The organism is Mesorhizobium sp. M1403 (assembly GCF_040317695.1).
Taxonomy (GTDB): Bacteria; Pseudomonadota; Alphaproteobacteria; order Rhizobiales; family Rhizobiaceae; genus Mesorhizobium.
The window spans coordinates 485,276-511,543 of sequence record NZ_JAMYKY010000002.1 but is presented as its reverse complement, the minus strand read 5'-3'; the positions used below and the strand labels follow the sequence as shown (position 1 = coordinate 511,543).

At 61.2% G+C, this 26,268-nt stretch carries 22 protein-coding genes and 1 pseudogene; 12 read left to right on the top strand and 11 right to left on the bottom strand.

Features of this window, described 5'->3' with window-relative positions; all coding sequences use genetic code 11:
• Nucleotides 1-28: 28 nt before the first annotated feature.
• Nucleotides 29-208 (top strand): hypothetical protein, encoded by a 180-nt coding sequence (locus NKH01_RS07155; protein ID WP_023723152.1) that lies wholly within the window; start codon nt 29-31, stop codon nt 206-208.
• 87 nt (nt 209-295) lie between these two features.
• Here NKH01_RS07155 and NKH01_RS07150 read toward each other — a convergent pair whose 3' ends face one another.
• Both NKH01_RS07150 and NKH01_RS07145 read right to left on the bottom strand, forming a co-directional pair.
• Complete coding sequence (locus tag NKH01_RS07150) at nt 296-862, bottom strand: type II toxin-antitoxin system VapC family toxin (RefSeq protein WP_353019761.1); 567 nt, start codon at nt 860-862, stop codon at nt 296-298.
• Nucleotide 863: 1 nt separating this feature from the next.
• Nucleotides 864-1,283, bottom strand: coding sequence for a hypothetical protein (locus NKH01_RS07145; RefSeq protein WP_352717629.1), 420 nt, complete (start codon nt 1,281-1,283; stop codon nt 864-866).
• Nucleotides 1,284-2,011: 728 nt separating this feature from the next.
• On the opposite strand from NKH01_RS07145, the gene NKH01_RS07140 reads away from it, so the two are divergent.
• Complete coding sequence (locus tag NKH01_RS07140; protein WP_023723149.1) at nt 2,012-3,058, top strand: NAD(P)-dependent alcohol dehydrogenase; 1,047 nt, start codon at nt 2,012-2,014, stop codon at nt 3,056-3,058.
• 200 nt (nt 3,059-3,258) lie between these two features.
• Here NKH01_RS07140 and NKH01_RS07135 read toward each other — a convergent pair whose 3' ends face one another.
• From NKH01_RS07135 to NKH01_RS07125, 3 genes are all read right to left on the bottom strand, one after another.
• The gene (locus NKH01_RS07135; protein WP_353019760.1) at nt 3,259-5,022 is read right to left on the bottom strand and encodes an alpha/beta fold hydrolase; all 1,764 of its coding nucleotides are present in this window, start codon (nt 5,020-5,022) and stop codon (nt 3,259-3,261) included.
• A gap of 50 nt (nt 5,023-5,072) precedes the next feature.
• Complete coding sequence (locus NKH01_RS07130) at nt 5,073-5,753, bottom strand: hypothetical protein (RefSeq protein WP_353019759.1); 681 nt, start codon at nt 5,751-5,753, stop codon at nt 5,073-5,075.
• 202 nt (nt 5,754-5,955) lie between these two features.
• Nucleotides 5,956-7,629: a LuxR C-terminal-related transcriptional regulator gene (locus NKH01_RS07125; protein WP_353019757.1), complete on the bottom strand. Its 1,674-nt coding sequence runs from the start codon at nt 7,627-7,629 to the stop codon at nt 5,956-5,958.
• A gap of 770 nt (nt 7,630-8,399) precedes the next feature.
• Here NKH01_RS07125 and NKH01_RS07120 point away from each other — a divergent pair.
• From NKH01_RS07120 to NKH01_RS07105, 4 genes and pseudogenes are all read left to right on the top strand, one after another.
• Nucleotides 8,400-8,897 (top strand): annotated as a pseudogene (locus tag NKH01_RS07120) (GAF domain-containing protein); the annotation flags it as partial.
• A gap of 187 nt (nt 8,898-9,084) precedes the next feature.
• The gene (locus NKH01_RS07115) at nt 9,085-9,294 is read left to right on the top strand and encodes a cold-shock protein (RefSeq protein WP_123170354.1); all 210 of its coding nucleotides are present in this window, start codon (nt 9,085-9,087) and stop codon (nt 9,292-9,294) included.
• 173 nt (nt 9,295-9,467) lie between these two features.
• Nucleotides 9,468-9,743 (top strand): hypothetical protein, encoded by a 276-nt coding sequence (locus NKH01_RS07110; RefSeq protein WP_353019756.1) that lies wholly within the window; start codon nt 9,468-9,470, stop codon nt 9,741-9,743.
• Nucleotides 9,744-10,355: 612 nt separating this feature from the next.
• On the top strand, nt 10,356-11,363 hold the full coding sequence (locus NKH01_RS07105) for a sensor histidine kinase (RefSeq protein ID WP_353019755.1): 1,008 nt from the start codon (nt 10,356-10,358) through the stop codon (nt 11,361-11,363).
• Between the two features lie 176 nt (nt 11,364-11,539).
• Here the strand turns inward: NKH01_RS07105 and NKH01_RS07100 are convergent, their stop codons facing one another.
• Nucleotides 11,540-12,937, bottom strand: a complete 1,398-nt coding sequence (locus tag NKH01_RS07100; protein WP_353019754.1) for a L,D-transpeptidase family protein — start codon at nt 12,935-12,937, stop codon at nt 11,540-11,542.
• 1,550 nt (nt 12,938-14,487) lie between these two features.
• Here NKH01_RS07100 and NKH01_RS07095 point away from each other — a divergent pair.
• Complete coding sequence (locus tag NKH01_RS07095; protein ID WP_353019753.1) at nt 14,488-15,396, top strand: PhnA-like protein; 909 nt, start codon at nt 14,488-14,490, stop codon at nt 15,394-15,396.
• 485 nt (nt 15,397-15,881) lie between these two features.
• On the opposite strand, the gene NKH01_RS07090 is transcribed toward NKH01_RS07095, so the two are convergent.
• The 5 genes from NKH01_RS07090 to NKH01_RS07070 are packed head-to-tail and all read right to left on the bottom strand — an operon-like array spanning nt 15,882 to nt 20,450.
• A complete protein-coding gene (locus NKH01_RS07090) occupies nt 15,882-16,313 on the bottom strand; it encodes an acyl-CoA thioesterase (RefSeq protein WP_353019752.1) in 432 nt (143 codons plus the stop codon).
• Nucleotides 16,310-17,245, bottom strand: coding sequence for a 3,5-dioxohexanoate:acetyl-CoA acetone transferase (gene kce / locus NKH01_RS07085; protein ID WP_353019750.1), 936 nt, complete (start codon nt 17,243-17,245; stop codon nt 16,310-16,312). Before kce ends, NKH01_RS07090 begins: the two co-directional genes overlap by 4 nt.
• 30 nt (nt 17,246-17,275) lie before the next feature.
• The gene (locus NKH01_RS07080) at nt 17,276-18,379 is read right to left on the bottom strand and encodes an ABC transporter ATP-binding protein (protein ID WP_353019749.1); all 1,104 of its coding nucleotides are present in this window, start codon (nt 18,377-18,379) and stop codon (nt 17,276-17,278) included.
• Entirely contained in the window at nt 18,379-19,116 is a 738-nt protein-coding gene (locus tag NKH01_RS07075) for a GntR family transcriptional regulator (RefSeq protein ID WP_353019748.1), read from the bottom strand. Before NKH01_RS07075 ends, NKH01_RS07080 begins: the two co-directional genes overlap by 1 nt.
• Entirely contained in the window at nt 19,116-20,450 is a 1,335-nt protein-coding gene (locus NKH01_RS07070) for an aspartate aminotransferase family protein (protein ID WP_353019747.1), read from the bottom strand. Before NKH01_RS07070 ends, NKH01_RS07075 begins: the two co-directional genes overlap by 1 nt.
• 121 nt (nt 20,451-20,571) lie before the next feature.
• On the opposite strand from NKH01_RS07070, the gene NKH01_RS07065 reads away from it, so the two are divergent.
• From NKH01_RS07065 to NKH01_RS07045, 5 genes are read left to right on the top strand one after another with little or no spacing between them, the layout of a single operon-like run.
• The gene (locus tag NKH01_RS07065; protein WP_353019746.1) at nt 20,572-21,627 is read left to right on the top strand and encodes an ABC transporter substrate-binding protein; all 1,056 of its coding nucleotides are present in this window, start codon (nt 20,572-20,574) and stop codon (nt 21,625-21,627) included.
• Between the two features lie 6 nt (nt 21,628-21,633).
• Nucleotides 21,634-22,854 carry an ABC transporter permease gene (locus NKH01_RS07060; protein WP_353019745.1) on the top strand — a complete coding sequence of 407 codons (1,221 nt, stop codon included), beginning with the start codon at nt 21,634-21,636 and terminating at the stop codon, nt 22,852-22,854.
• A complete protein-coding gene (locus NKH01_RS07055; protein WP_353019744.1) occupies nt 22,851-23,660 on the top strand; it encodes an ABC transporter permease in 810 nt (269 codons plus the stop codon). The genes NKH01_RS07060 and NKH01_RS07055 overlap by 4 nt, the downstream gene beginning before the upstream one ends.
• Nucleotides 23,657-24,835, top strand: a complete 1,179-nt coding sequence (locus NKH01_RS07050; RefSeq protein ID WP_353019743.1) for a M20 aminoacylase family protein — start codon at nt 23,657-23,659, stop codon at nt 24,833-24,835. The genes NKH01_RS07055 and NKH01_RS07050 overlap by 4 nt, the downstream gene beginning before the upstream one ends.
• Nucleotides 24,835-26,268 carry an NAD(P)/FAD-dependent oxidoreductase gene (locus NKH01_RS07045; protein ID WP_353019837.1) on the top strand — a complete coding sequence of 478 codons (1,434 nt, stop codon included), beginning with the start codon at nt 24,835-24,837 and terminating at the stop codon, nt 26,266-26,268. Before NKH01_RS07050 ends, NKH01_RS07045 begins: the two co-directional genes overlap by 1 nt.

Genomic DNA, 26,268 nt, shown 5'->3' with positions numbered 1-26,268 from the left:
CGATACCTCAGCCCGCCGATCGCGGTCTATGAGCATCAAGCAGAGGTCCCCCTATTCCCAGGGAGTAAACCGTGGCGACGCGCAGATCGCCGGCGGCCTCGGCAGCATGATGGATGCGTCGATGTCGGGCCACGTCGGCAATGTCGACAATCGCGAGCGCGATGGTGAGTGTCTTTGCTTCAGCACGCCGCGAATGACCGGACGGTAGATCCCAGATCAGGAACCGATTGATAGGGTTCTTGTGCTCCGGGACGCTAAGCAGAGCTTGCAAATGATGGTGTCCCGGGCGTGACGATCAGGCTTGCCGGTAAAACAGCGCCCGTCCGGTCGGAATTAGCTGAAGAAGATAATCGAAGTCGCTGATGTTCGCTGTGAGTACCGTGAACCCTAGCTTCTGCGCCTGCAGGAACAAGACACAATCCTGAAGCGCGCGGAGGCGAGCATCTTTCTGGTAGCCCTGAAGGCGGCACATGATGCCGGACAGCAGCGCAGCTTTTCCAAGCACGTCCGTATCCGGTGCGAAGACACGATGCGGGTGCATGCCGCGAACGGTAGCGCCAATGTGTTTGATTGCAGTCTTTGTACCGGGATGCTTGGGGTCCAGCACGCCGACGGTGTGCATGAGTTTCTGGATGGCAACCGTCGAATGATTACTCAGTCTGAGATCGAGCAGATCGGCGACAACATCCGGGGCGTGGCTCTGCAAACCATCAATGTAGACACAGGTATCGAGCATCAGCTCTTGCCCCGCCTCGGCAGTATCACCGAGGAACGGAAGGTCGTCGTCCTTGCGGCGAGACAGCCTTTCCTGAGGATCGAATCGTGCCCAGCGGACAGAACTGGCAAAATCAAAGTCAGTCAACTCAGAACCCGAGCTTAAGCGTCGGATCGACGGTGCCTCTCGTCTTTCTGAACGTCTGTCCGAAATTGTCGTCGAGGGCGACATTGGCGAGGGCGAATTCGATCAAGTCGGTGTCAGTCTTGATCCCGGTCTGCTTCTTGGCTTTTTCGATCAGCGCCGGACTGATACGACCACCGATCCGCGTGCTCTTCTCACCCAGCAGACCAGAACGTTCCGCCGCCTTCATGACGGCCTCAACACGGGTTCTGCTGACCGCGACAGACTTGCCGGTCTTTGTTGCCCGACCAGTCTTCGGAAGTGGCTCGCCGGCCTTCCTCGTCATTTCGATTATACCGGCCATACCGGCGCGCTTCTGAATGGCAAATCTCCCTTGCCGTTCCGCGCCACCACCCGTGTGTTTCTTCCTCGCTGCCTTCGCCATGACGCAGCCTCCAATGTCTGACATTTCACGATTTCGTCCAACATAACATGATTGAGACAATTTTCAAGGAGCCACCGAAATGCGGCGACGGCTGGCGGTCTCGGAAGCCCGGCAGGGCGAACGCCTGGATGCGATGCTTCTCGCCGACGCCGTGCGGCGCGCCTATGCGAGCGCGGCCACAGTCGGTTCCTCAGCGAGCGCGCCGCTGCCCTCTATGAGGGAAACGGCTTCGTGCGGCTGCCGGACTCCCTCCGGCTGGTCCTACCGATGCACGCAATCCAGCAACTGGTGGAGCCATGATCGACGCAGCACCTACATCGCCTAACGTCAGGCGCTCTGTCGCTCGGGCGGCCAAAGCCGGGCGACAATGTCGCAAAATCGCGTCACCGCATCCCTTGTTGCGCCGCTTCGCCAAAACAGAACCGAAAAATGGGCGACTTTTGTGTGCACCGAGCGTGCACGTCGCCCTCTAAACACTGGCTTCCTGTCCTGTTGCCAACCCATCACTGGATACCTCAGAGCACGCTGGATGATCCAAACGCTAATTCCGCAGCGTCATGGTCGGCCTTCAAAGCCCTTGGCCGGGAAGTTGGTACGCATAGTCGGAATCAAGCAACACCCTTCCGAACTGGATTTTGAAGCCGCGGATAAGCGGCTATGATGAGCGTGCCGAATGCAAGTAAGGTCGAGGAGGCCTCGAACAATCGGCATTAGAGGAGATTACGTCGATGACGAACGTTCGCGCCCTTGTCCTTGAACGCCAGCACGAACTCAAGCTGCGCGACATCGACTTGCCGCAGACGGTTGGCCCGGGCGAAGTGCGCATCAAGATCCATACGGTGGGCATCTGCGGTTCCGACGTGCATTACTACACGCATGGCCGCATCGGCCCGTTCGTGGTCGAGGCGCCGATGGTCTTGGGTCACGAAGCCGCTGGCACCGTCGTCGAAACAGGCGAAGGCGTCGAGCATCTGAAGGTCGGCGACCGCGTCTGTATGGAGCCGGGCATCCCCGACCCGAATTCGCGAGCGAGCCGGCTCGGCCTCTACAACATCGACCCGGCTGTCAGATTCTGGGCAACGCCGCCGATCCACGGCGTGTTGACACCCTATGTCGTTCACCCCGCCAACTACACTTTTAAACTGCCCGATAATGTCAGCTTCGCCGAAGGCGCCATGGTGGAGCCTTTCGCTGTCGGGTTGCAGGCGGCTGCCAAAGCAAAGATCGCGCCGGGCGACACGGCGGTGGTGATTGGCGCAGGGCCGATCGGCACGATGGTGGCGATCGCTGCGCTCGCCGGCGGCTGTGCCCGCGCCATTGTTGCAGATCTCGCCCAACCCAAGCTCGACATCGCCGGCGGCTATCAAGGTGTGATCCCGGTCAACATCCGCGACAAGAGCCTGGCGGCGGAGGTAAAGCGCCTGACCGACGGCTGGGGCGCCGACGTCGTCTTCGAATGCTCGGGCTCGTCCAAGGCATGGGAGACCCTGCTCGATCTGCCGCGGCCCGGTGGCGCGGCGGTGGTGGTCGGCCTGCCCGTGGCGCCTGTGGCGCTCGACATTGCCACGGCCTCGACCAAGGAAGTCCGTATCGAGACCGTTTTCCGCTATGCCCACCAATATGAGCGGGCAATCGCGCTGATGGGGTCGGGCCGGGTCGACCTGAAGCCACTCATTTCGGCGACCTTCCCCTTCGAAGATTCCATCACCGCCTTCGACCGCGCAGTGGAAGCCCGACCGGCGGACGTAAAGCTTCAGATCCGATTGCCGGATTAAGGGGACGCTGTTTTCTACAGAGCGGCTGGTTCGCCAACCCATATGTCTCGTATCATCTCGTATGGTCCGGCGAACCCTAGGATAAAACCCAGAAACGACTTCGTCGCACCTTGCGCTCCTCCAGGCCCCGGGCAGGAGTTCGAATCTGTTCGGGCGCGCCACCTTCTCGGCCACCATCCTCCGGTCCATCGCCCGCGCGGTCATTTGGTCCCGATGCCAATATTGACGGGGTTTCTCAGAATGGCCGAAGCGTCATCGCCGGCCCGTTCGCGCACCATGCGATCGAGCGTCTGGCGAATGACCGCGCGCTCGCCTTCGCTCAACGCGAGGCTGCCAAGCACTTCCTCGACAATCGGATTGCTCCATACGATCCAATCCCATAGCTCAGCACCTGACTTGAACGCCGTGCTCTCGGTGATCATCTCGACATTGACGCCGTTCAGTCCAGCCTTTGCCAGTTCGCGGGCAAGCCGCTCCGGATCGCTGAGCTGAAACGGCAGTGGCGGCGGATCCATTGGCGGACCATTAAACTCCGGGCGTACCGATTGAACGGCCCCAACCAAGAAAGTGAGGAAGTCAATTCGATGCGGGGCGCCATAGGCAATGACCAGCACCCGCCCTCCAGGTTTGACAACCCGCGTCATCTCCCGAATGCCCATCGGCATGTCGGGAAAGAGCATGACCCCAAACTGAGATCCCGCCACGTCGAAGCTGTCGTCGACAAAGGCAAGCGCATGCCCGTCCATTACGCGGGCGTCAATTTCCAGGCTTTCGCGGCTGGCGCGCTCTCGCAGCAGGCGGAGCATGACGGGCGACTGGTCGACGGCGACTACCTCGGCACCGATCCGAGCTGCCGGGATACTGAGCGCGCCGGTGCCGGATGCAATGTCAAGAAGGCACATACCTGGGCGGAGCCCTGCCCTGGCCAGACTCTCATTGCCAAGCCACATCTGTGTTTCGGTATTCGTCCGATCGTAACCCGAGGCAATTCGGTCCCAAGCCTCACGTGTGTCCGGCAGCGCCTGAGGAGTCGCGGATCCGGCTGCGGCAAGCGCAGCCCGCAGCACCTTTACAAATTCGGCAGGCTGCTCGATCGGCGGATCATCGGCGGCGCCGTCGATAATGTGGAGCGGCCACCCATATCGGACGCTCGCCGCTTCCGCTACAGGCAATGGGGTGGCAAGATCGTGCCGCCCCCAGATCAGGAAGGTCGGGATTCTGATGCGCGCTAGTTCCTCTGATGGGATTGCGCGAAATCCGAACTGCTCCATCAGACCTTGCTGGGTCGGCATCAACGCCGGCGCCTGCGCGCGATCGAGATTGTAGGCTCGCAGCCGCTCCCAGTTCTCGCCCATATGATCACGCAGCGTGTCGAGGTCGAAGGCGCATTGCTGCCAGAGGCGGTCATGGCTTTCCGGACTTGGCTCCGTGATGAACGCGGCGAGGGCCGCACCGAATTCAGGCGCCGGCTGAAACGGCGCAAGGCCGAGCGCGTCCGACAGCACCAAGCAGCGGAGCTGGCTACCGTGCTTGGCGGCAAAGCGAGCAGCAATTGCGGCGCCGAGAATCTGGCCGACAAGAATGGGCGGTGTTGGGCAGGTGCGTTCGATGAGTTCGCCAAGCCACGCGAGAACACGATCGGGATGAATCGGACCCTCGACGGTCCCCGACGTGCCGTGGCCCGGCAGATCGGGCGCGATTACGTGATGCGTTCTCACAAGCTCCGGAAGAATTCTCAGCCACTTTGCTGCATGTTCTCCTGGGCCATGCAACAGCACGATCGGTGATCCCGCGCCCCCGTCCAGTAGCACGGTCGAGATGCCGGCCAATTCGAGCCGCCGTTCGGCGATCGACAGCCCGGTGAGCAGGCGCTTGCGCGCAGCTTCTCCGGATATGCGGTTCGATTCAATTGCCGCCGGGGTGGCGGTGTAGTCTTCAACGTGAGTCATCATGGCCTCCCTCATGTTGATAGGGCGATTTCGTCTTGCACATGCCGCCTGGCCTCTTGGGTTGCTCACGTGCTAGAGCGCGAGCTGCGAGCGGTTGACACGCTGATCTCGGTTCGCGCGAGCCCCAATCCGAACCACAACGTCCAAAGGGCCATCACGAAAGACGACGCAACCCAGACGAGGCTGCCCAGCCAGATGCCGAACCACATGCCCAACGGCCAGCCGGCAAAGGCAGCAAGCCCAGCCACAACTCCGACCAGTGACGCCCAGGTCGGCGTTATCTGTTGCCGGCTCAGCGCCTCATTGCCGGCGATCACGACAAGCGCCAGACACAGGAACATGAATCCGTTGGCCTTGCCTTCGGCGAACGCCCACCAGGCCGTGAAGCGCGCCATATCGTTGGCGGCGGCGGCATCGGCGACGGTGGTGGCCTCGGCCACGGCGGTGGTCATCGTCCAGAGGGCGCCGACCGGCACCACCGCCCAGGCGGATAGGGTCCACCAGTGTTCGGTCAGGCGAGAGCCCGCGGTCAACACGATCAGGCTCGCGACGACGAACAGCGACAGTGCTGCCGCGGCGGCCCAATGCACGACCACCCACAGGGTGACGTTGTTGGCGATGATGTGCATTTGAAGGGCGAGGTCGGGATGAATCGGCCCGTGACCGACCAGGACGAAACCTAAGAGTACAGAAGCAATCGCAAGCCAGGCGCCCGCGACCCGCATCCTGGTATCGGTACGTGACATCGCTTCCTCCTTTCATTGTGGCCGGATGTTTGCAGCGCGATCACCGAGTCCGTCCTGCAGTCTGCAGGCGAGTTGCGCCGAGGCGCCGCGCATCCATAGCCGACAGGTGCAAGCTTAGGCCGGAAGGGAAGGCGGCGCTTCGGGCGAACTACCCAATCGGCGCCGACGATGCATGGGTGATTCCACCCATTGCCGGGCACGCTCAGACTAGGCGGTGCTCGTAGGCCCAAGCGGTGGCGGCGGTGCGAGTGGGGACGTCGAGCTTGTTGAAGATATTGCTTGCGTGCCTGTCCACTGTCTTTCCGCTCAAATGCAGTTCGTTGGCGATTTCCTTGTTGGTTTTGCCAGAAGCGATCAGGCGGAGGACTTGCAATTCGCGGGCAGAGAGACCGCTGGCTTCCTCCGACCGCATGTCAAGCAGAGCATCGATGCGAGAAACGTCGGGCGTGGCACCAAGCTGCTGAAATACTGTCCGTGCTGCCTGCAGCTCCAGTGTCGCGCCGTCTTCGTCACCGAGGGCGCGGCATGCCAGGCCCATGATGACCCGTACGCGCGCTGCTTCGTATGGCGCGTCGACTTGCTGCCACTCCTCTATTGCCCGGCGCAGACAAATCGCCGCGGCCTGCGCTTCGCCTTCTGCCAGTTCCACCGCTCCCCGCGCGTGGGCGGCAAGGGCGCGCAACGGTTCGGTCCCGTAGCTTTCTGCAACGTCCGCCAGTTCGTGGCAGGCACGCCGTGCTTCCTCGATGTCGTCAGCCGCCAGCATGATCTCGACGTGAGCTGGCAGCAGCCGAATGCGCTTCACTTGGTCGGTCGTCGCGGCCATGACGCGCCGGATTGCGGCCACAGCCGCATCGATGTGCCTTTCGGCCAACCGCAACAGGGCAAGGCCCGGCTGCGGTTCGAAGCCATATTGGCTTGCACTCCGATATGCCTGTTCGGCCGCTTCAAAGTCTCCACGGAGGCGGTGTACTTCCGCCAACTGGTACCACGCCCCAGCCGTATCTTTTCGATTATTTGACTGCGTCAAACGCTCCACGGCATGCTGCGCTTCGTCGATTGCGTCCTGCCATGCGCCGCTGAGCCGTTTGATTTCAGCGCGATGCATCAGGCAGGTGCCGCTAAAACTGATCAGCTGGGGCTGTTCCGAGCACCATCGCCCCAGAGCGGAAGTCCATTCGCGTGCGCGACCCAGAGCATGGACTTGCTGACACGCTTCGATCACGCTGCAGTAGATCAGGCCGGTAAGCAGCGGCGACAATTCGCCGGCCGTGACCGAAACCATCGCCTCATCGAGAAGCGCGAAACCTTCTGTGGTCCGCCGCTGACGTAACAGAACACGGCCCTGCAGGTGCCGCGCACAGGCAACGAGATCCGCGTCCGCAAAGCGCTCGCCAATCTCGACTGCGCCGCTAGCCGCAGCGTAGGCTGCCTCAAGGTTGCCCGCAGCAAGATTCTGTTCGACGTGGGGCAGCATCAGGTAACCCTGTTCGACACAATCATGTGGCTCGCGTTCGAGCAGTCGATGGGCCCGTCCAAACCAGCCGGTCGCCGGAGCCATCTCCCCACGAAAGACAAGACGCAGGCCCAGCCAGAAGGCGCAGCGGGCGGCGCGATGGTATTCGCCAGCGTCGAGATATGCATGATGGGTTCGCTCCAAGGCCCGCAGGTACTCCTCGTCGCGTCCGGTCAAATAGGCCGACATCGCCAGCCGTTCGAGATCATCCACAGCAAGCGGAGCCGTCTCATCGGCGTGCGAGAGGAACCTATAGGCGTCGCCCCACGCCCTTTCTTCGTAAGCCTCACGACCGAGAGCGAGCTGATCCGTCTCTTCCAGGGAGCCGCTGTTGCATTGCTGTCGATCTGAGCTGCCCATCCCATTGGCTCCGCAGACGAACAGAAATCCTAGCCATCAATGGCTACTTTCCGAGGCGGAGTATAGCATGCTCGAAAATGAATGAACGGAATGCACTTAAGCGCTCCGAATGAGAGCGTTCCGGACGACAGCAAACGGGTCGGATCGCGACGCTCGTCGCACAAGATGCAAATGTCGTCTCATGACCGCGCAACGGGCCGACCTTATCCTCCCTCCTGACCTTACCATCTGCGGCCGGTGATCTGGCGCGATCTCATGCAGCAAGTGCTCGCTATGTTATCGGAGTAGGCTAGGCGCAACCAAAAGCTGCTACTTGCGAAACCTCGACGAGTGGTAGACCACCATCTCCTCACCCGCCTCTTCCGATTGTCAGTAGCCCACAACAAGTCAATGAAATCAAAAGCGATGCGTGCAGGTTCGCCATCTTGGACTTGGCTAACCGAGGGCACAAATAACCTCTAACACGTTGATAAATAACGACAATGGTGGGCCCCGAGGACGTGTTAAAATCATTGATTTCATTGAGTTTTTCGTGGGCCAAAATCAGAAATCTTCCCGTATTGTTCCGCACGGTCCCGCAGCTGATTTATGGTCAGTCGTCTTTGCTCTGGATCAATGAATGCCCAGTTCATGCCGGTAGGCTTGGGGATCAGCCGAATGTCGAATTGACAGTGCGGGATCGAAAACGGAACTTGGCACGACAGCAGCGTTAGCTCGTCTTGAAGCAGCCGTGAGCCGAAAGGGAGAGCTGGGGTTCTGGGAGGATAAGCATGGGTGAGGATCTAACAGGTCATCATGCCCACCGCGTTCAGGCCGCGATCGCTTCGGACGCGGCGGCGCAGTCCGCGCTGGTTGCGTCCTGGCGACGGTCTTCGAACTTGCACCGGCTAGATCCGACCGATTGCAGCCCTCCCCGCTATCTGACAGAGGCGGAATTGGGAGAGGCCCGGCAACGCATCGAGCCGCTTGTCCGGGCTGCTCAATCAAGCCTGGACCGGCTTTATCTTGCGGTGGGCGGCGTCGGGTGCTGCGTCCTTCTTGCCGATCGTGACGGCGTGCCGGTCGAACGACGCGGCGCGCCTGTGGACGACGTGACGTTTCATTCCTGGGGTTTGTGGACTGGCTCCGTCTGGAACGAACAGAGCGAGGGCACCAATGGTATTGGCACCTGTCTGGTGGAACAGCGCGTCCTGACGATCCACCGTGATCAGCATTTTCACACGCGCAACACCGGGCTGAGCTGTACCACGGCTCCGATCTATGATCACCGAACCAAAAGTTGACGCGACCATCGAGGTAGGATATGAATTTGCCTGTCGATATTGCTTGCTGAGCTTTGGTTATCGCGCGTTTGGCACCGCGCCCTGAACGAACCTTCCCTTCAAAATCGTCATCGTCCAAATCGGCAGCGCTTTCGCGTTGCCGTCGTCCAATATTGCTATGAAAGGGTTCATCATGACCACTGGCACAGTTAAATGGTTCAATTCCACCAAGGGCTTCGGCTTCATTCAGCCTGACAACGGCGGCGCCGACGCTTTCGTTCATATCTCTGCCGTCGAACGCGCCGGAATGCGCGAAATCGTCGAAGGTCAGAAGATCGGCTATGAAATGGAGCGCGACAGCAAGTCGGGCAAGATGTCCGCCTGCAACCTGCAGGCCGTCTGATCGGTTCAGCTTTCCTTTGACCGCGGATGTACCGGCACTGTTGAAAGCAATGATACCAAGCGAGGTCGGGCAAGAAATTGCCTGACCTTTTTTATGTCCGGCCGACCGATCATTTGAATTTGCGCGCGTATCGCCGCGTTTTGTCGACGGCCGTCAAGATCAAGGAGATCTGGATGACCGAGAAAACGAACGAGCTTCAGACAATCAATACCGCCTGGCAAATCGCCATCCAGGAAATCCTGCGAATGGTCGTCCGGGATATCTACAGGACGGGCGACGAAGCCGTGTTCAAGTCGCACATCAAGCGTATCGAAGAGGCTGCGGTAGATAGCATTTACACCGGCCTGATGCTTCGAGGGACCGACGAATGGACGGAGGTTCTGGTCAAGGAAAAGGCCAGCAATTTCGTCACCACGCTTCTGACATCCTTCACCTTCGATCGGGTTTAAGGCCAAAGCCAGCCTTCACGAACTCGCGCTCCGGCCTGATGATGCGTGAAGACTCCCAGAGCAAAGCAGAATTCTGCACGCCAACTCCAGCCAGGCCACAAAGGTCGAGTCGAGCGCCTCAACCACACCATTGCAGGATCGGCTGGTCAAAGAGCTGCTGCTGCCGGCAACTGCGGCATCGTCGCGAGCAATCACCACAATGTGTCGCTAGACCCGAATTTCTATATTCCTCGCTAAGGAAAGGAGGCTCGATGCAAGACCAATTGAGGGTAGCGCTAGCTGATCGGATCGAGGCAGAGTTTTCGGGCGCGAAAGGCCGCGACGGTAGCCGTCATCGCCCTAAGCTTGACCGCAAGGATTGCGAGTTCATCGTATCCATATTCTCAATGAGATGGGGTCAAACCGGCTTGGGCGTTTATGATGTGACCGTGAGCGAGGCGGTAACGCCGACCGGACGCAAGGCAACAAGCGCCCCACTGGAGTGATCGGCAATGCCATCCCCGTCGTGCAGCTTGCGACCGAAGAAGAAGCCAAACCTGTGATTGACGGCGGCAAAGGCGCTGCCGCCACGCAGTCGTGGCTCAGCGTAAGAGGCAACATTTCGGAGGTTCAATGACCGCGACATCGGAAAATCTAAAGCCCCTTCTATGGGAACCCAAGAACTTGGTTCGCGCCATCGAAGCCGCCGGGGTCGCCCTTTGGTCCTGGAATGTGGATACCGACGCGCTGGCAATGGATGATCGTGCCTACGATCTGTGGGGCATACCGCAGGGTGACGTTACTTTTGAACACCTGTCTGCGCATATCCATCCCGCTGACCGCGACCGGGTGCGGGCGGCCTTCACTGCTACTCGTGCCCTGATTGGCGCCTACGAAATCGACTTCCGCATAATGGTCGGCGACGAACTCAGGTGGATTTCCGCGCGCGGTCAGGGCGACGACGAAGGAATGGTCCAACGGATCATGTTCGGCATTTTCATCGATGTAACTGGCCGAAAGCAGGCGGAAGAGGGCCGCGAACTTCTGGCAGGGGAGATGAGCCACCGGGTCAAGAACCTGCTCGCTATCGCCTCCGGCCTCACTGCCATCTCCTCTCGGTCGACGTCAACGACGAGTGACATGGCCCGCGAACTAACACAGCGGCTGACCGCCTTGGGGCGTGCTCATGATCTCGTCCGACCAGTCCCAGGGCAAACAGAGGCAGCGGCTGCACTCCTTGGCGACCTACTTACCGTGCTGCTTGCACCTTATGATGATCTGGGGGCTTTTAGCGGGCGAATTCGGGTGTCAGTGCCCCGGATGAGCGTGGGCGAATCTGCTGCGACGATCCTTGCACTTATCGTGCATGAACTGGCGACTAATTCCCTGAAATACGGTGCCCTTTCGGTTGCTACTGGTACACTGGACGTTTCGTGCTCTGCGCAGGACGAAGCCGTTACCATTGTTTGGACAGAAAGCGGAGGGCCGCAGGTCAAAGCACCGGCGGCTGCGCCAGGCTATGGAAGCAAGCTTGTATACCGCAGCGTAATGGGACAACTGCGCGGCGAGATTGCCTATGATTGGGCGAAAGACGGCCTCGTCGTCACGTTGAAAGTGAACCCGGAACGCTTGGCCCAATGAAAGCGGGTAGAAGTTAGAGGAACGCGACCCCTAGGAATTCAGGCATGGAGAAAAGTGCGGCCCACGTTTAGTAGATCACGGCACGCTTCGCTTGGACCGCTACGCTACGATCCTGCCCCGTGGTGCGGGTAGTCACAATGCTGGCTCTGTCCGACTAACGATTCCGATCGCCCGGGTCACAGAAACTCTACCGGCACGCCACCGGCCAGAAGTTTGCTAAGTGCCTCGCCATCCCAATTGGTCAGGCGGACACAGCCATGTGAACCCGTTTTATCGATGCGGGTGGGTTCCGGCGTACCGTGAATGCCGAAGCTCGGCTCGGAAAGGTCGATCCAAACCGTGCCTACGGGGCCGTTTGGGCCGGGTGGAATGGTCAACACCTTATCATTGTCGCCCTGCTGGAAATTAAGCTTCGGGTTGTAGGTGTAGGTCGGGTTCTCGACAATCGTCCTGACCGTATGCGTGCCCGTGGGCGATGGGTTGTCCGCGCTTCCAATGGTTGCGGGATAGGCCGCCAACAAAGCGCCGTCGGCGCTGTAGGCCCGGAGCTGGCCTTCTGCCTTGTCCACTTCCAGCCTGACTGCCTTACCCCGCCTGGCTTGGCCGAGATCCGCAACGAACACGGTCTCTCCTAATGCGAACGTCGCGCCCGGATTGAGGGCTTTCAGGAAGTCCTCGTCCATGTGAAAGCGCTCGGCCAGGCCCTCGACCACAGTGGCATAGCCGAGGTACTTCATCTGTGCCATTTTTGCGTAGTCTTTAGGGATGGCACCCACCACCCTCGAAAGGTCGTCGGCTGATATCACATAGCTGCCGATAACTTGTCCGACAGATCCTATGGCTCCGACGACCTGCGGGCCAACCTTGCCGTCGACAGGAAGGCTCTGCATTGCCTCGTAAGCCGCGACGGCCTTCCGCAAGTTGTGGCCATCGAGCCCGTCGAGGACACCGGGCGACGCCCCCGCTCGGTCGAGCAGGATCTGCAACCGGACGATAGAAGGTGACGGCGTGTTGTCGGGCGCTGCCTGCTCGAATTCTGTTGACTGCGACACTGCGCCGACCTTGAAGGTGCTGCTCGTTATCAGTGGATCGACCTTCCCGGAAGGCGGCTCATACTGCGCTGGTATCGTGTCCAGTGGCACAGCGTTGATTGCCTCCGGGGTTAACAATGAAGTCGCTGCTGATGGGTCTGTCACTGCAATCGCCAAGCACAGGCCAAGCACGGTGTTGGCCGCAAAGACGGCTGCAGGTAGACGGGTTCCGCGACGCATGTGTTGTTCCCTGACAACGAGCTGAAAATCAAAACCACATTCTCGTGGATTGGTTAACGCTTCCACAATGGCCCGGCTAGAAGCCGGCCTGGACAGCCGCAGGCCTGCATCGGCAATGTCACTGAAGGACCCAGAAAATCGCAACTGCCGAATTGCCTGCCAAAAGCACTGCCTCAGCTGGTGGATTACCCACGAGCAGCGTGGTAGGTCGTGGCACCCGCCATGGAACATGTATAGTCTAAAGCCGAGACGATCCTCGATCGAACGATTGAGGCGTCTTTTCTCGGCTTCCAGCCCTACCATCGCGCGATTCCGATGCGCGGCATCATGACCGGCATCCGAACGAATTATCTCAGCTGCCCGCTTTCGGACCTGGAGCTGAGAACAATGGTCGGGCGATATGCAACCATCCGAGATTTCAACATGCGCTACGATGGCTAGCAGGTTCGGCCGGCGCCTTAGTGCCTGCCGCCGTCGATTGCTAACGGCGCCGCGCCCGCAAGCGGGCCGAGCCTCAGGTACGCATGCGGCCGCACCATCACCTAAGGTGTTATTTCTTGATGATATTGTCGTGGTTCAGGTCGAAGGCCTGAGCGTCGCCGCCTTGCCTATGAAAAATCGTCCTGAAGTCTCCCCAATCGCCGAGGTAGCCGCCGCAACTGCTGCACTGGATGGGGACGCTGTCAGTGGCCTTGCCGGGATATCCATCTGGATCGGCCCGCACGCCTGGCAATCGAGCTTGCGGTCGAGCCTCTTGGGGTCCCATTGGAGGGCAGCCCGATATTCTTGGACCATGTTCGTCGGGCCAGCGCTCCATCATGAACACGCGGTCCGAGACACACCGGCCAGCCTGCGGAACTCCCCTGGCATTGACGTCTCAACGGTCAGAGGAACGTCACAAAAGGCATCGTTCAGTCGGACGGAACTGTTGCCTGCATGTAACATTTATCTCCATTAGGAGATCAGACGATGTCGGTGAAGGGCGAAGACTGTCGAACCAACAGAGCGGACTTTGTGCATGCGGCAAATGACCGATCATTCGCGGATAGCGTTCGGGATGATCTACTGGCCAGAAAAAGGAAGTCCCTTTGGCTAAAGGATCGGCGATCCGCCAAATTGGCTGAAAATCCTTCGGAAACATCGCCCCCTATGGCAAATCCGCGCGGTACGCACTGCGGACGTTTCACTGGCCCTGAACCGTTCCAGTGGATGAACGCTCCTTGCTGGTGAGCGGTCGGAAAGCGCGATCGCATGCATCTGACCGGCCCGTCAGTCCGCCATCACCTCCTAGACGCAGCAGCGCGGCTCTAGTCGACTGGCGGATCGACCGAAATCGACCGATCGTGCGCCTCGATCTGCATTATAGCCGCCGCTTGTCCGAGTCGAAGCAACTCCCGCACTGCGTCAGGCGTCAGAGACCTGGCGGCGGAAGTTACATCCGCCAGCCTCAAAAGCCCATCGTTGTGCATAAGACGGGCTAGGACAGGCGATTCCAAATTCGGAAATTCGTCTGAGTTCTTCACGCGTCGATCACGCCGCTGTTGAGCCTTCAACGGCCGCTCTCCACCACGCAAAGCGGTCGGAAGCTTTGGGCAATCCAAGGCCGCAGGCTGGAAGGTCCGTAACCTCAGGATCGGTACGAGTGGCTCCGGCTAAGTCTCACCGCCGTGACCACCACCGCCACCGCCCCTTCGCTGGTCCGGCTGCCTCCGAACTTTATTGCAATCCGTAAGGAACATTTGCTTATTCGCCGCCGTTACGAATAAGGGCCAACAGTACTCGGCCGGCCGCGATAGGCAACATCGCTGCACTCGTTCTTTAAGAGCTCGCCGCGATAGTCAGGGGTGACTGTGATGAGCGACGCAATTCCCAACTCCGACCACGAAGAAAATTTGGCTTACACGATCGCGAGTGACGACGCTCGCACGATCTTGCTGAACAAAGTTAGCTGGGGCGCCATTTTCGCGGGAGTGGTCGTCGCTCTTGTGGTGCAAGTCCTGCTGACCATGCTGGGTGCGGGTGTCGGCATCGCCACGCTCGATCCTGGGACCGGTGACAATCCCGAGGCATCGACCTTTTCGATTGTAGCCGGTATCTGGTACATCCTGTCCGGCATTGTTGCTGCGTTCGTCGGCGGCTACGTCGCTGCTCGGATGTCCGGCAAGACACTCCCGACCACGGGCGCTTTCCATGGCCTGACCACATGGGCACTCACAACCTTGCTGGTCTTATATTTCCTCACCAGCACCGTCGGTATGATTGTTGGCGGAGCTTTTAGTGGCATCGCAAGTGTGGTCGGCGGCTTGGGCGAGACTGTAGCGCAGACCGCGGCCCCGATGGTCGCCGAGGCCAATCCTCTCAAGGCGATTGAAGCCCAGGTGCGCGCGACCGGAACAGATCCGGAAGCCCTTAACAATGCGGCGATCAACGGAATGCGTGCGCTCGTCATGGGCAGCGAAGCGGATGCGGCCGAAGCGCGTCAAAACGCAGCACAAGCACTGGCGACGGCGCGGGGCATCCCGCTCGAACAAGCCACACAACAGGTAACGCAGATGGAACAGCAATATCACCAAACCGTCGAGCAGACGAAGCAACAAGCGGCTGAAGCTGCAGATACCGCTGCTTCGGTCGTATCGACCGGCGCGCTTCTGGCGTTCGTTTCCCTTGTGCTTGGCGCGATTGCGGGCTGGTTTGGTGGCCGTTCCGGGGTGGTTCACCCAGTCTTTGCAGACCGCCTCATACCTACGCGGCGCGGTTTGTAACCAACGAGAGCCTCACACTCTACTGCCTGAAATGAGTCCGCCGGACGGACCAGCTCTGGCCTGATGGAGGGCATTGGCCGCCTGAGCACCGTCATGTGTCCGCCGCTCCGCTAAACACGGCGGCTGCGCGGCGGAGACGCCGACGTCACAGCTACTGCCGCGCCATTTTTGCAGAACTTGCCGCACACAACTGTCAGGTTCAGCCCGCCATCCAAGTTCGCCTACCGCGATAGGTACTCAGTCTCTATTGACTATAGCCCTTCGCTTTCATGCAGCCCCCCTCCCGTTTTTCCTGATCCCGCTCCCGCTCAACGCCTGCGGCAATATTCGTGCCACCCGACCCAATACCAGACGCTTCGAATGCGGCGCGGAGTTGGCCGCTCGGGCAATTGCGGTAAACGCCGATCGTCGGCCGCACTTGCTCTCCCTCGGACGGAGGCGCCTGCAAGTCTCCTAACTGTGCTGTCATGACACTTTGCTCACCGTCACAGACGTGTATCGCCCTTGACCCTCAGGAGTTTCATGGCCGCATGACGCGCATCTGCGTCAAGGTCGATCTTGCTGCGGGACTTCAGATCAAATCGTACCGTAACTGTCAAAACACGGGCATGCAGAACGTCGTCCAGCGTGCCGCGCATTTCATGCAGGTAGGTCAGTGACGACTTCCCAACCTTTTCGACAACGGAGCGAACGGTGACCAGCGTTCCCGCCGCGGTTTCGTGCGCATAGTCGATCTCCATCCTGACGTCCGCCCAGCCGAGGGTCGGCGTCAAATTGGGAGGGGCAATCCTGCCGAGCAGTTGAAAGCTGGCGTCGTCGAACATAGCGACGTAGTGGCGGACATTGAGATGGCCCATCGCGTCGCACATCCAGGGATGCACGACACCGACATAGGTTTCAATGCCGGGGGTGGTCAAAACCCGACCTCGTTGCCGCCCTTGAGATCCAGCAGCTGCCGCGCCTCGTCGGGCGTCGCTATCTCGAGTGACAATTCGCCAAGGATTCGCTTGATCTTGGCGACCTGCTCGGCATTGCTCCTGGCAAGCGCCCCCTTGCCGACATAGAGACTGTCTTCCAGCCCGACACGCACATTGCCGCCCATGATCGCCCCCATCGTGCAAAGGCTCATCTGGTGTTTGCCGGCTGCAAGGATCGACCAGAGATAGTCGTCTCCGAACAGCCTATCCGCCGTCCTGCGCATATGCATCATGTCTTCCGGGTCCGGACCGATGCCGCCCAATAGCCCGAAAATCGTCTGCACAAAGAGCGGCGGTTTGAGTAGCTTGCGGTCGAGGAAATGCGCCAGTGTGTAGAGATGGGAGACGTCGTAGCACTCGAACTCGAACTTCGTCCCATAGGCCTGGCCGACCTCGACGATGATGCGCTCGATCTGCTCGAACGTGTTGGAGACGATGCCGTTCTTGGTATCTTCCAGATAACGCTTCTCCCAGTCGAACTTCCAGTCGGTATATTTCGGCGCGATGTGATGCAGGGCGAAATTCATCGACCCCATGTTGAGCGAGCAGAGTTCGGGCTTGGCGGCATGGGCGGCTTCGAGACGCTCGTCGAGCGTCATCTTGAGGCCGCCGCCGGTAGAGATGTTCATCACGGCGTTGGTCTGCTGTTTGATGCGCGGCAGGAAGTCCATGAAGAGCTTGGGATCGGGAGTCGGTTTGCCCGTCTCGGGGTCGCGGGCATGCAGATGGATCACAGAGGCGCCGGCTTCGGCTGCGCCGACGGCCGCATCGACGATCTCGGTCGGCGTTATCGGCAGGTAGGGGCTCATGGTCGGCGTGTGGATCGATCCGGTGACCGCACAGGTGATGACGACTTTCGGCGATTTCTTCATGGTCGAGTCTCCCTTGTCTGCCTTTCGTTATTATCGATCGAGCGCGAGGCAATCCTCGCGGCCACAACCCAGCCGGATCGCTGTACCCGGATCGAGCTTCGGTTGAGATGACGAAGTCGTAAGCTTGACGATGAACTTCTGGCCGCTGGCGGTCGCAGCAACGAGCCGGACATGATCCCCGACATAGATCGACTGAACGACCGTCGCCGGGATCTCGTTGAGCGCCGTGACGCCGTCCTGCAGAACGGACAGGCGCTCGGGCCTTATCGACAGCGTCACTTTGGCGCCCACAGCAAGCGCAGCGCGGCAGGACATGGCGTTCAACACGGCGCCGTCGTCGAGGCGGACGATTACGCTGCCATCCTCGCTGCCGGTAAGCACTGCACCTGACATGCGGTTGTTCTCGCCGATGAAGCTTGCGACGAAGCTTGCCGCGGGACGCTCATAGAGTTCGCGCGGCGTCGACAACTGCTCGATGCGGCCGGCGCTGAACACCGCGATCCGGTCCGACATAGTCAGCGCTTCGGTCTGGTCGTGCGTGACGTAGACGAAGGTTACGCCCAGCCGGGCGTGGATATCCTTGATCTCGAACTGCATCTGCTCGCGCAGCTGCTTGTCCAGGGCGCCAAGCGGCTCATCCATCAACACCAGCTTCGGCTCGAAGATCAGGGCCCGCGCGACGGCGATGCGCTGCTGCTGGCCGCCAGAGAGCTGCGCCGGTCGCCGGTTGCCGAATTCGGGCAGCTGAACCATGTCGAGCACGTTGCGGACGCGGCGGGTGACCTCGTCCTTCCCAAGCTTGCGAACTTCGAGTGGAAAGGCCAGGTTTTCGGCGACCGTCATGTGCGGAAACAGCGCATAATTCTGGAAGACCATTCCGATACCCCGCCGGTTGGCCGGGACATTGTCGATGCGCTGGCCGTCGATGAGGATTTCGCCCTCGGTCGTCTCTTCAAAGCCCGCCAGCATCATCAGCGCCGTTGTCTTGCCCGAGCCGGAAGGTCCAAGCAGCGTCAGGAACTCGCCGCGCATGATTTCGAGGTCAATCTGGCGCACCGCCTGGACCGCCTGGCCGTAGCGTTTGCTGACTCCGCGAAATTCGACATGAACCGGTCCGGGCGACGTCTCGGCCATCATCGCGCCTGCGTCTTCGGCTCACGACGTGCCGATGCCCGGCGCATGCGAGCAGGCTGAGCCTCCGCCGCAGCTGCGGCGCGCAAGATGATGTCGGCGGCCTCGCGCAGATCGGCTATCAGAGCCTTTCGAGCCGCCGCCCCATCGGCACGGCGCAGCGCCGCGAGCATCTCGTCATGATGGTCGAGACCAAGCCCATAGGTGGCGTCCGACCGGACGATGTTCAGGAACGGCCCCGCCTGCAGCCATAATTTCTCGATGATCTGCTGGGCGACAGGCGATCGCGCGGCGCGGTACATCGTGAAATGGAAGCGCCTATTCAGGCCGAGATAATCGGCCATGACGTTTCTCTTGACGCAGTCGCGCATCAGGCTGTTGAGCTTCGCCAATTCATCGAGTTCGTCGGGCATAATGGTAGTGGCAGCCCACTCGGCTGCCGTGCCCTCGACGCTGCAGCGCACCCGCACCAGATCCGAAATACGCGCCACCGTCGCCTCGGGGACGATGACGCCCCGGTTGGGGTGGTCGAACATCGCCTCGTCACTGACGAGTTGGCGCAGCGCCTCGCGCACCGGCATGGCGCTTGTCTGGTACTGCTCGGCGATCTGGCGCACGACCAACCTTTGGCCTGGCAGGAAATCGCCGTTCATCAGCGCCTCCTTCAGCCCCGCATGCACACGAACATGAGCCGTCTTTTGCGCGGCAGCGCCCGCGTCGGTGTTCTTGCGATCGAGCATCAGTTGGTCCGGCGTGGCAGTACTTTGAGGTTGCTCGACAGGAAATCGTCGAATGCGTCGGCAAAGCCGGCGAGCTCGGCGTCTCCAAATGGCAGCGACAACGCCAGCATGCCACGCGATGTGACATAGTAGCCGCGCAGCAGCATCTCGACATGCCAAAGCGCAATCACCGAAGGATCGGAATTGTCCAGGGGCGCCGGCGTATCGACCGGTCCCTTGACGAAATGCAGGTTCATCAGCGAGCCGCGCCCAAGCACGGTGCCTTCGACGCCATGCTTCTCCAGCGAGGCGTTCATGGCTTGGCGCAGCCGGTCGCCGCGCGCGTTGATGGCGTGGCTCGCCTCCTGCGTCAGCACTTGGGTCAGCCCGGTGAATCCCGCGGCCATGCTGAGGATGTTGTTGTTGAACGTGCCGCCGTGAGAGAATGCGCCTGGCAGCGATGGATCGAAGCGGTCGATGAGATCCGCGCGCCCGCCGAATGCGCCAAAACTCGCACCGCCGCCGATATATTTCCCCAGCGTCACGAAATCGGGAAATATTCCGTGCGCGCCATGGAGCGCTCGATAGTCGAGGCGCGAGGTCATGACCTCGTCAAAGATCAGCAGCGCCCCCGTCTCTTTCGTCGCGGTCCGCAGGGCCTGCAGGAACTCGCGCGTCGCCGGGATGCAGCCGCCGCCGCCCATCATCGGTTCGACGATCACCGCGGCAAGCTCGTCGCCCTGTTCCTTGATGAGCGCCACGGCACCTGCACTGTCGTTGTAGTCGGCGAAGACAAAGGGAAAAGGCAAATTGAGCGGTGAGCCGCCATGCGCAAAGGTCAGCACGCCGCCGTGATAGCCCTCCCGGAAGGCGAGTATCTTCGAACGCTTCGTGATGCCGCGAGCGGCGGAAATGGCCATGATGTTAGCCTCGGTGCCCGAGTTGCAGAAGCGCACGCGCTCGATGGCTGGAAAGCGGTCGACCACCGCCGCTGCAAGGCGCGCCTCGTAGCGGTTGGGGGCCCCCAGCATGATGCCCCCCTGGATGACTTCGACGAGAGCCGCCGAAATCGCCTTGTCGGAATGGCCGTAGAAGCCGGCGCTGTATTCCGAGACCAGGTCGACATAGGTATGGCAGTCGAGATCGGTGACCCTGCAGCCCTCGCCGGAGACGAACGAAACCGGGAATGGCGGGTACCAGAGAACGGCCCTTGTATTGCCGCCCGGCAAAGAGGCCGCAGCTTCCTTCTGGCGCGCCAGGCTGTTTGGATTTGCGTCGGCAAAACGCTGTCGCGCCTCGTCCAGCACGGCTGCGAGGCTGACGTTGGAGCGCACTTCTCTATTGCCCTGCAGCATTCGATCAAATCCCGACAGATTTTCAACTTTTTCGAACCTTATCGTAAATTCCTGTTGCTAATCAATCCATTTTGCGTTTGAAATTTGATCAAATCCACAACGATAAGAAAGGGGAACTGCAATGAGGACTTATCTGCAAACCGTGTCTGCTGCCGCGATCTGCATCGCGACGTCGACTTTTGCCGCGTCCGCGGCCGATCCCGTCACGGTCGTCGGCTGGGGTGGGACGTGGGACAAAGCCTATAAGGATGGCGTCTGGGACAAGTACACCGAGCAGACGGGGGTTCCGATCGTCATGGAAGAGTGGGGCGGCGAGGTCGCCAAGGTGCGCGCGCAAGTGCAGGCCGGCAACATCACCTACGACGTCGTCTCAGTCGAGGCGCCCGCCATGGAAGTCGGCTGCGCTGAAGGCCTGTTCGTTCCGCTGACGCCCGAGATCACCGGCGAGGTGGCGAACTATCTGCCAGGCACCTTGCACGAATGCGGCGTCGCATCCGACACATGGGCGACGGTTCTTGCCTACAACACGGATGTCTACAAGGGCGACGCCGCGCCGAAGAGCTGGGCGGATTTCTGGAACGTCGAGAAATTTCCGGGAAAGCGCGGCCTCTACCAGCAGGCGCAGTTCACGCTGGAAAATGCGCTGATGGCCGACGGCGTGAAGCGCGAGGACATGTACAAGGTGCTGGCCACGCCGGAAGGCGTCGACCGGGCTTTTGCCATGCTCGACAAGATCAAGCCGAACGTCGTCTGGTGGTCCACCACGACGCAGGGCATCCAGAACCTCGACAGCGGCGAAGTGGCGCTCAGCGACGCGTTCAATGCACGCATCACCAACGAAGCCATCAACGAGAAGAAGCCCTACGCCATCGCGTGGGACGCCGGCTTCTTCTACGGCACCGACTATTGGGCCGTGGTGAAGGGCGCGCCGCACCAGCAGGGCGGGCTGGACCTCCTCAAGTGGTTTTCCATCCCCGAAAACCAGGCCGGCTTCTCGAAGCTCTATGCCTATGGCACCGGCCGCAAGGAAGCCGCCGACCTCATTCCCGCCGATTGGAAAGGCAACCTGCCGACGGCGCCCGAACACCTGCAGTACGGCGCCGCCTATGACAACGATTTCTGGACCGAGCACAAGGAAGCGCTGGAAGAACGCTTCAAAGCTTGGCTGGCGAAGTAATCCGGCATGCCGGTCGCATCCAAGCCGGCTATGAAGCGTCAATGGGGCGGCATGTTCGCCCTGTTGACCGTTCCCCTCACACTGTTCGTCGTCGTTCTGTTTCTGTGGCCGGTGGCGCGCTTCCTCACCCTGGCCGTCGACAATTCCGACTTTTCCAGCAATCTCCCACGCACCATCGCAGCCCTGGCCAACTGGACGCCAAAGACCGGCCTGCCTGACGAACCCGTCTTCGTCGCGCTGGTCGAAGATCTGGCCGATGCGCGACGAGCCGGCAAGGAAGGCATCCTGGCGCAACTCGTGAACCAGCGCGTCGTTGGCAGCCGTTTCCTCGTCATCAAGACGGCAAAGGATGCCGCCGACGGCAAGCTCGACATGCGCCCCGTGCGCGACGAAGTGCTCTCCAAGCAGGCTGGCTGGAAAAATGTCGATCTCTGGCAGGTCATAGCGCGTCAGCAAAGCGCGCTGACGGACTATTATCTGCTTGCCAGCCTCGACCTGAAACGAGGCGCGGACAACACGATCGAAGCCGTTTCGGACGACCGCGCCATCTTTGTCGACGCGCTCTTACGCACGATCTGGATCAGCATCGTGGTGACGTTCATCTGCGCGGTGCTCGCCGTGCCGCTGGCGCAGGCGATCGTCAGCGCGCCGCCTGCCTGGTCGAAGCTGATGTTCGCGCTGATCCTGTTTCCGCTCTGGACGTCGCTGCTGGTGCGCACAGTGATCTGGATCATCGTGCTGCAGAAGAACGGCCCCGTGAATTCCACGCTGCTTGGCCTCGGCATCGTCAGCGAACCGCTCAACCTCATCTACACCCGCTTTTCTCTCTACGTGGCGATGGTGCAGGTTCTGCTGCCCATGATGGTCCTCTCCGTAGTAGCCGTCATGCGGCGGGTTCCGACCACTTACATGCGCGCGGCGCTGTCGCTGGGTGCGCCATGGCTCACGGCATGGCGCCGCGTCCAGTTGCCGTTGATCCTACCCGGCATCCTGTCCGGCGGGGCAATCGTTTTCGTCTTCGCGCTCGGCTACTACATCACCCCGACGCTCGTCGGCGGGCCAACCGACCAGATGATCTCCAGTTACATAGCCTTCTACACCAATAACACGCTGAACTGGGGCATGGGCGCGGCGCTTTCGCTGCAACTGCTGATGATCCTCGTGCTGTTCGCGTTCCTCTTTTGTACGGCGTCCGCCCTGTTCCGCCGCAAGGCACCTGTCGCATGAGCGCCGACCGCTTCCGGAAATGGCTGATGTATGCCTATGCGGCGGCGGTGCTGTCGTTCATCATCCTGCCGCTGCTGATCGTGGTCCCTATGTCGCTGACCTCCAGCAACTCGCTGGCGTTCCCGACGCCGGGCTGGTCGCTGCGCTGGTATGCCGAACTGTGGGTCGACCTGCGTTGGCCGAACGCGCTGTGGAACTCTGTCGTCATCGGGCTATCCACCACGGTCCTGGCCTCGCTGCTCGGCATACCCGCGGCGATCGGGCTCGCCTGGGGCGATTTTGCCGGCAAGCGCATCATCTACGCTATCATCGCCGCGCCCCTGGTGGCGCCGGTCGTCATCGTCGGCGTCGCCGCCTTCTCATTCTTCGCCACGCTCGGACTGGTCGGCAACAAGCTATCGATCATTCTCGTGCATACGGCGATGGCCGTGCCTGTGATGCTGACGACCGTCATCGCCAGCCTTTCCACCTTCGACCGGACGCTGGTTCGCGCGGCGGCGTCGCTCGGCGCCGGCACCATGCGCACCTTCTTCAAGGTGGTGCTGCCGCTGATCGCGCCGGGCGTCATTACCGGGTCGATCATCGCGTTCATCATCTCCTTCGACGAAGTCGTCGTCGCAAGCTTCCTGTCGACGGGCGCGGAGCGAACCTTGCCTCGCATGATTTTCTCCGGCGTTCGCGAGTCCATCAGTCCTGCCATTGCGGCCGTCGCCGTGCTGCTGATCGCGTTCTCAGCGCTCCTGCTTGGCGTCATTGCCTTCCTGCAGAGCCGCTCGCAAACTCTCCGCGCAAAGGCCTCGGCATGAAACTCGTTCCGTCGGTGCAGCAACTCGAGACCGAGATGACGGCGTGGCGGCGTCATCTCCACGCCAATCCCGAACTCGGCTTCGAGGAGTTCCAGACAGCTCGTTTCGTGGCCGACAAGCTGCGCTCCTGGGGCATCCGGACGACCGAAAGCGTCGGACGAACCGGCGTCGTCGGCACGCTCAGGGGCAGGCTCGGCGCCGGTCGCAGCCTTGGCATCCGCGCCGATATGGACGCCCTGCCGATGACCGAGGCCAGGCCGCTGCCGCATGCGTCTCGCATTCCCGGCCGCATGCATGGCTGTGGCCATGACGGTCACACGACAATGCTGCTGGGCGCTGCCTTTGCGCTTGCCCGCTCGCCCGACTTCGCCGGCACGGTGCATTTCATCTTCCAGCCAGCCGAAGAGGGCCGAGGCGGGGCGCTCGCCATGCTGAACGATGGCCTTTTCGAGCGGTTCCCATGCGATGAAGTCTACGCACTGCACAATTCAGAACGGCCGCTCGGCGAGATCGTCGTCCACCACGGGACAGTCGCTGCGGCGGCCGATCGCTTCGAGATCGTCGTGCAAGGAAGGGGCGGCCATGCGGCGATGCCGCATCTGGCGATCAATCCCCTTCCCATTGCCGCGCGCATCCTGCTGGCAATCGAAGCCCTGCCCGGCCGCGTGACCGACGTGCACTCTCCGGCTATCGTCACCGTTGGCAGCCTGCGCGCCGGCGAGGCCTTCAACACCATTCCCGACACCGCGTCTCTGACCGGCACGATACGCACCTTTGACGCGAAGGTCCAAAAGACGCTGGAGACGGCAATCCGCCGCATCGCTAAGAACGAGGCCGAAGCTTTTGGCGCCGGCGTCGATATTCGCTATGAGTCGCCCTTCGCGCCGACGATCAACACGCCGGTTGAAGCAGACATCATGATCGCCATCGCAAGCGAGGTGATGGGGCCGCAACGTCTTGTCGTCGATCCGCCTCCCGAGATGGGCTCGGAAGATTTCTGCTTTATGCTGCAGCAGCGGCCGGGCTGCTATTTCCTGCTTGGCCAGGCCGACGATGCGCACCAGGCCGCCGGGCACGACACCAACTATGATTTCAACGACGCGATCCTGCCGGTCGGCGCGAGCCTTTGGGTCAGGCTGGTGGAGCGCCGGCTGTCCGCGGGAGGTGCATCGTGATGCAGCTTCCGGAAAAGGACATCGGCTGGCGGAGCCATTGGCTGCGGCAGGCGCTGCCGGAGGACCCGGACCTTGCGCCTCCGCTCGAAGAGGCCACGCAGGCCGACATCTGCATCGTCGGCGGCGGCTATCTCGGACTGTGGACGGCCATTCGCCTCAAGGAGCACAATCCGGGCTTCGACATTGTCATTATAGAGCGCGACATTTGTGGTGGGGGCCCCAGCGGCCGCAATTCCGGCATGGTGCTTTCGGCATGGACGAAATACAGCGCGCTTGCTGCCCTGCGCGACGGAAACGATGCGCTTTCGATCATCAAGGCATCCGAAGCCGCAATTGGCGGCATCGAGGCTTTTTGCAAGGCCGAGGGTATCGACGGCTGGTTCGATCGTATCGGCTGGATCTGGGGCGCGACGTGCCAAGCCCAGCTTGGTGCCTGGGACGACGCATTGAACAAGCTCGCGGCGCATGGCTACGTGCCGGCGCGACGCGTTTCGCGCGACGAGATCGCGGCGATGACCGGCACGACGAGCCACCTCGGCGGCGCGTTCGATGCTTCGTCGGCAACCGTGCATCCGGGGTTCCTGGTGCGCGGCCTGCGCCAGGCAGCGCTGAAACGCGGCGTGCGCATCTATGAAAAGTCACCGATGACGCGGTTTTCACGAGGCGGCAAGCTCAAGGTGGAAACGGCGAAAGGCACTGTGTCCTGCGGCAAGATCGTGCTTGCCATGAATGCATGGTCCGGCGCCATTCCGGAGCTGGCGCCGGCAATCTTCAACATCTCCAGCGACGACGCCATGTCAAAACCCATTCCAGACCTCCTCGACAAGGTCGGCTACCGCCGCGCGCCGCTGATGATCGATTCCCGAGTCTTCGTTGGCGGTTGGTCGCCGACGCGCGATGGCCGGCTGTCTGTCGGCGTCAGTGGCGGCGTCATCGGCCTCGGCGGCATCGTCGACCAGCGTTTTCATGGTCTGTCGTCGCGGGTCGCCGACATGCGCCGCGCGTTGCGGGATGGTCACCCGGCGCTCGCCGACTTTCCGCTCGAGACGTCGTGGAACGGCCCGATCGACCGGACCGTCAGCGGCGTGCCGCTGTTCGGCGCCCTGCCCGCCAACCACGACATCGTCTACGGCTACGGCTTTTCCGGCAACGGCACGACGATGGCCTATCTTGGCGGCAAGATCCTGACCATCCTGCTGACCAGCGGCGAATCGGAACTGACGCATTCGGCGCTGCTGCGTCCAGTGACGCGCGGCTTCCCGCCCGAACCCTTCCGCTTCGTCGGCGCGCATTTCGTCCGCGGCGCGGTGCGTCGGCGCGACGATCTCGAACATGCCGGCCGCAAGCCGGATCTAGTGACGAAGTGGCTCGCCGGGCTGGCTCCGTCCGGCGTCACTCCCTCCAAAGCCAACCTCCGCGCAAAGAAAGGATGA

Excerpts from the sequence above, each read along its gene's own strand:
- NKH01_RS07155 (WP_023723152.1), top strand. The coding sequence starts at position 29 with ATGAGCATCAAGCAGAGGTCCCCCTATTCCCAGGGAGTAAACCGTGGC.
- NKH01_RS07145 (WP_352717629.1), bottom strand. The coding sequence starts at position 1,283 with ATGGCGAAGGCAGCGAGGAAGAAACACACGGGTGGTGGCGCGGAACGG.
- NKH01_RS07140 (WP_023723149.1), top strand. The coding sequence starts at position 2,012 with ATGACGAACGTTCGCGCCCTTGTCCTTGAACGCCAGCACGAACTCAAG.
- NKH01_RS07135 (WP_353019760.1), bottom strand. The coding sequence starts at position 5,022 with ATGAGGGAGGCCATGATGACTCACGTTGAAGACTACACCGCCACCCCG.
- NKH01_RS07130 (WP_353019759.1), bottom strand. The coding sequence starts at position 5,753 with ATGTCACGTACCGATACCAGGATGCGGGTCGCGGGCGCCTGGCTTGCG.
- NKH01_RS07125 (WP_353019757.1), bottom strand. The coding sequence starts at position 7,629 with ATGGGCAGCTCAGATCGACAGCAATGCAACAGCGGCTCCCTGGAAGAG.
- NKH01_RS07115 (WP_123170354.1), top strand. The coding sequence starts at position 9,085 with ATGACCACTGGCACAGTTAAATGGTTCAATTCCACCAAGGGCTTCGGC.
- NKH01_RS07110 (WP_353019756.1), top strand. The coding sequence starts at position 9,468 with ATGACCGAGAAAACGAACGAGCTTCAGACAATCAATACCGCCTGGCAA.
- NKH01_RS07105 (WP_353019755.1), top strand. The coding sequence starts at position 10,356 with ATGACCGCGACATCGGAAAATCTAAAGCCCCTTCTATGGGAACCCAAG.
- NKH01_RS07100 (WP_353019754.1), bottom strand. The coding sequence starts at position 12,937 with ATGGTAGGGCTGGAAGCCGAGAAAAGACGCCTCAATCGTTCGATCGAG.
- NKH01_RS07095 (WP_353019753.1), top strand. The coding sequence starts at position 14,488 with ATGAGCGACGCAATTCCCAACTCCGACCACGAAGAAAATTTGGCTTAC.
- kce (WP_353019750.1), bottom strand. The coding sequence starts at position 17,245 with ATGAAGAAATCGCCGAAAGTCGTCATCACCTGTGCGGTCACCGGATCG.
- NKH01_RS07080 (WP_353019749.1), bottom strand. The coding sequence starts at position 18,379 with ATGGCCGAGACGTCGCCCGGACCGGTTCATGTCGAATTTCGCGGAGTC.
- NKH01_RS07075 (WP_353019748.1), bottom strand. The coding sequence starts at position 19,116 with ATGCTCGATCGCAAGAACACCGACGCGGGCGCTGCCGCGCAAAAGACG.
- NKH01_RS07070 (WP_353019747.1), bottom strand. The coding sequence starts at position 20,450 with ATGCTGCAGGGCAATAGAGAAGTGCGCTCCAACGTCAGCCTCGCAGCC.
- NKH01_RS07065 (WP_353019746.1), top strand. The coding sequence starts at position 20,572 with ATGAGGACTTATCTGCAAACCGTGTCTGCTGCCGCGATCTGCATCGCG.
- NKH01_RS07060 (WP_353019745.1), top strand. The coding sequence starts at position 21,634 with ATGCCGGTCGCATCCAAGCCGGCTATGAAGCGTCAATGGGGCGGCATG.
- NKH01_RS07055 (WP_353019744.1), top strand. The coding sequence starts at position 22,851 with ATGAGCGCCGACCGCTTCCGGAAATGGCTGATGTATGCCTATGCGGCG.
- NKH01_RS07050 (WP_353019743.1), top strand. The coding sequence starts at position 23,657 with ATGAAACTCGTTCCGTCGGTGCAGCAACTCGAGACCGAGATGACGGCG.
- NKH01_RS07045 (WP_353019837.1), top strand. The coding sequence starts at position 24,835 with ATGCAGCTTCCGGAAAAGGACATCGGCTGGCGGAGCCATTGGCTGCGG.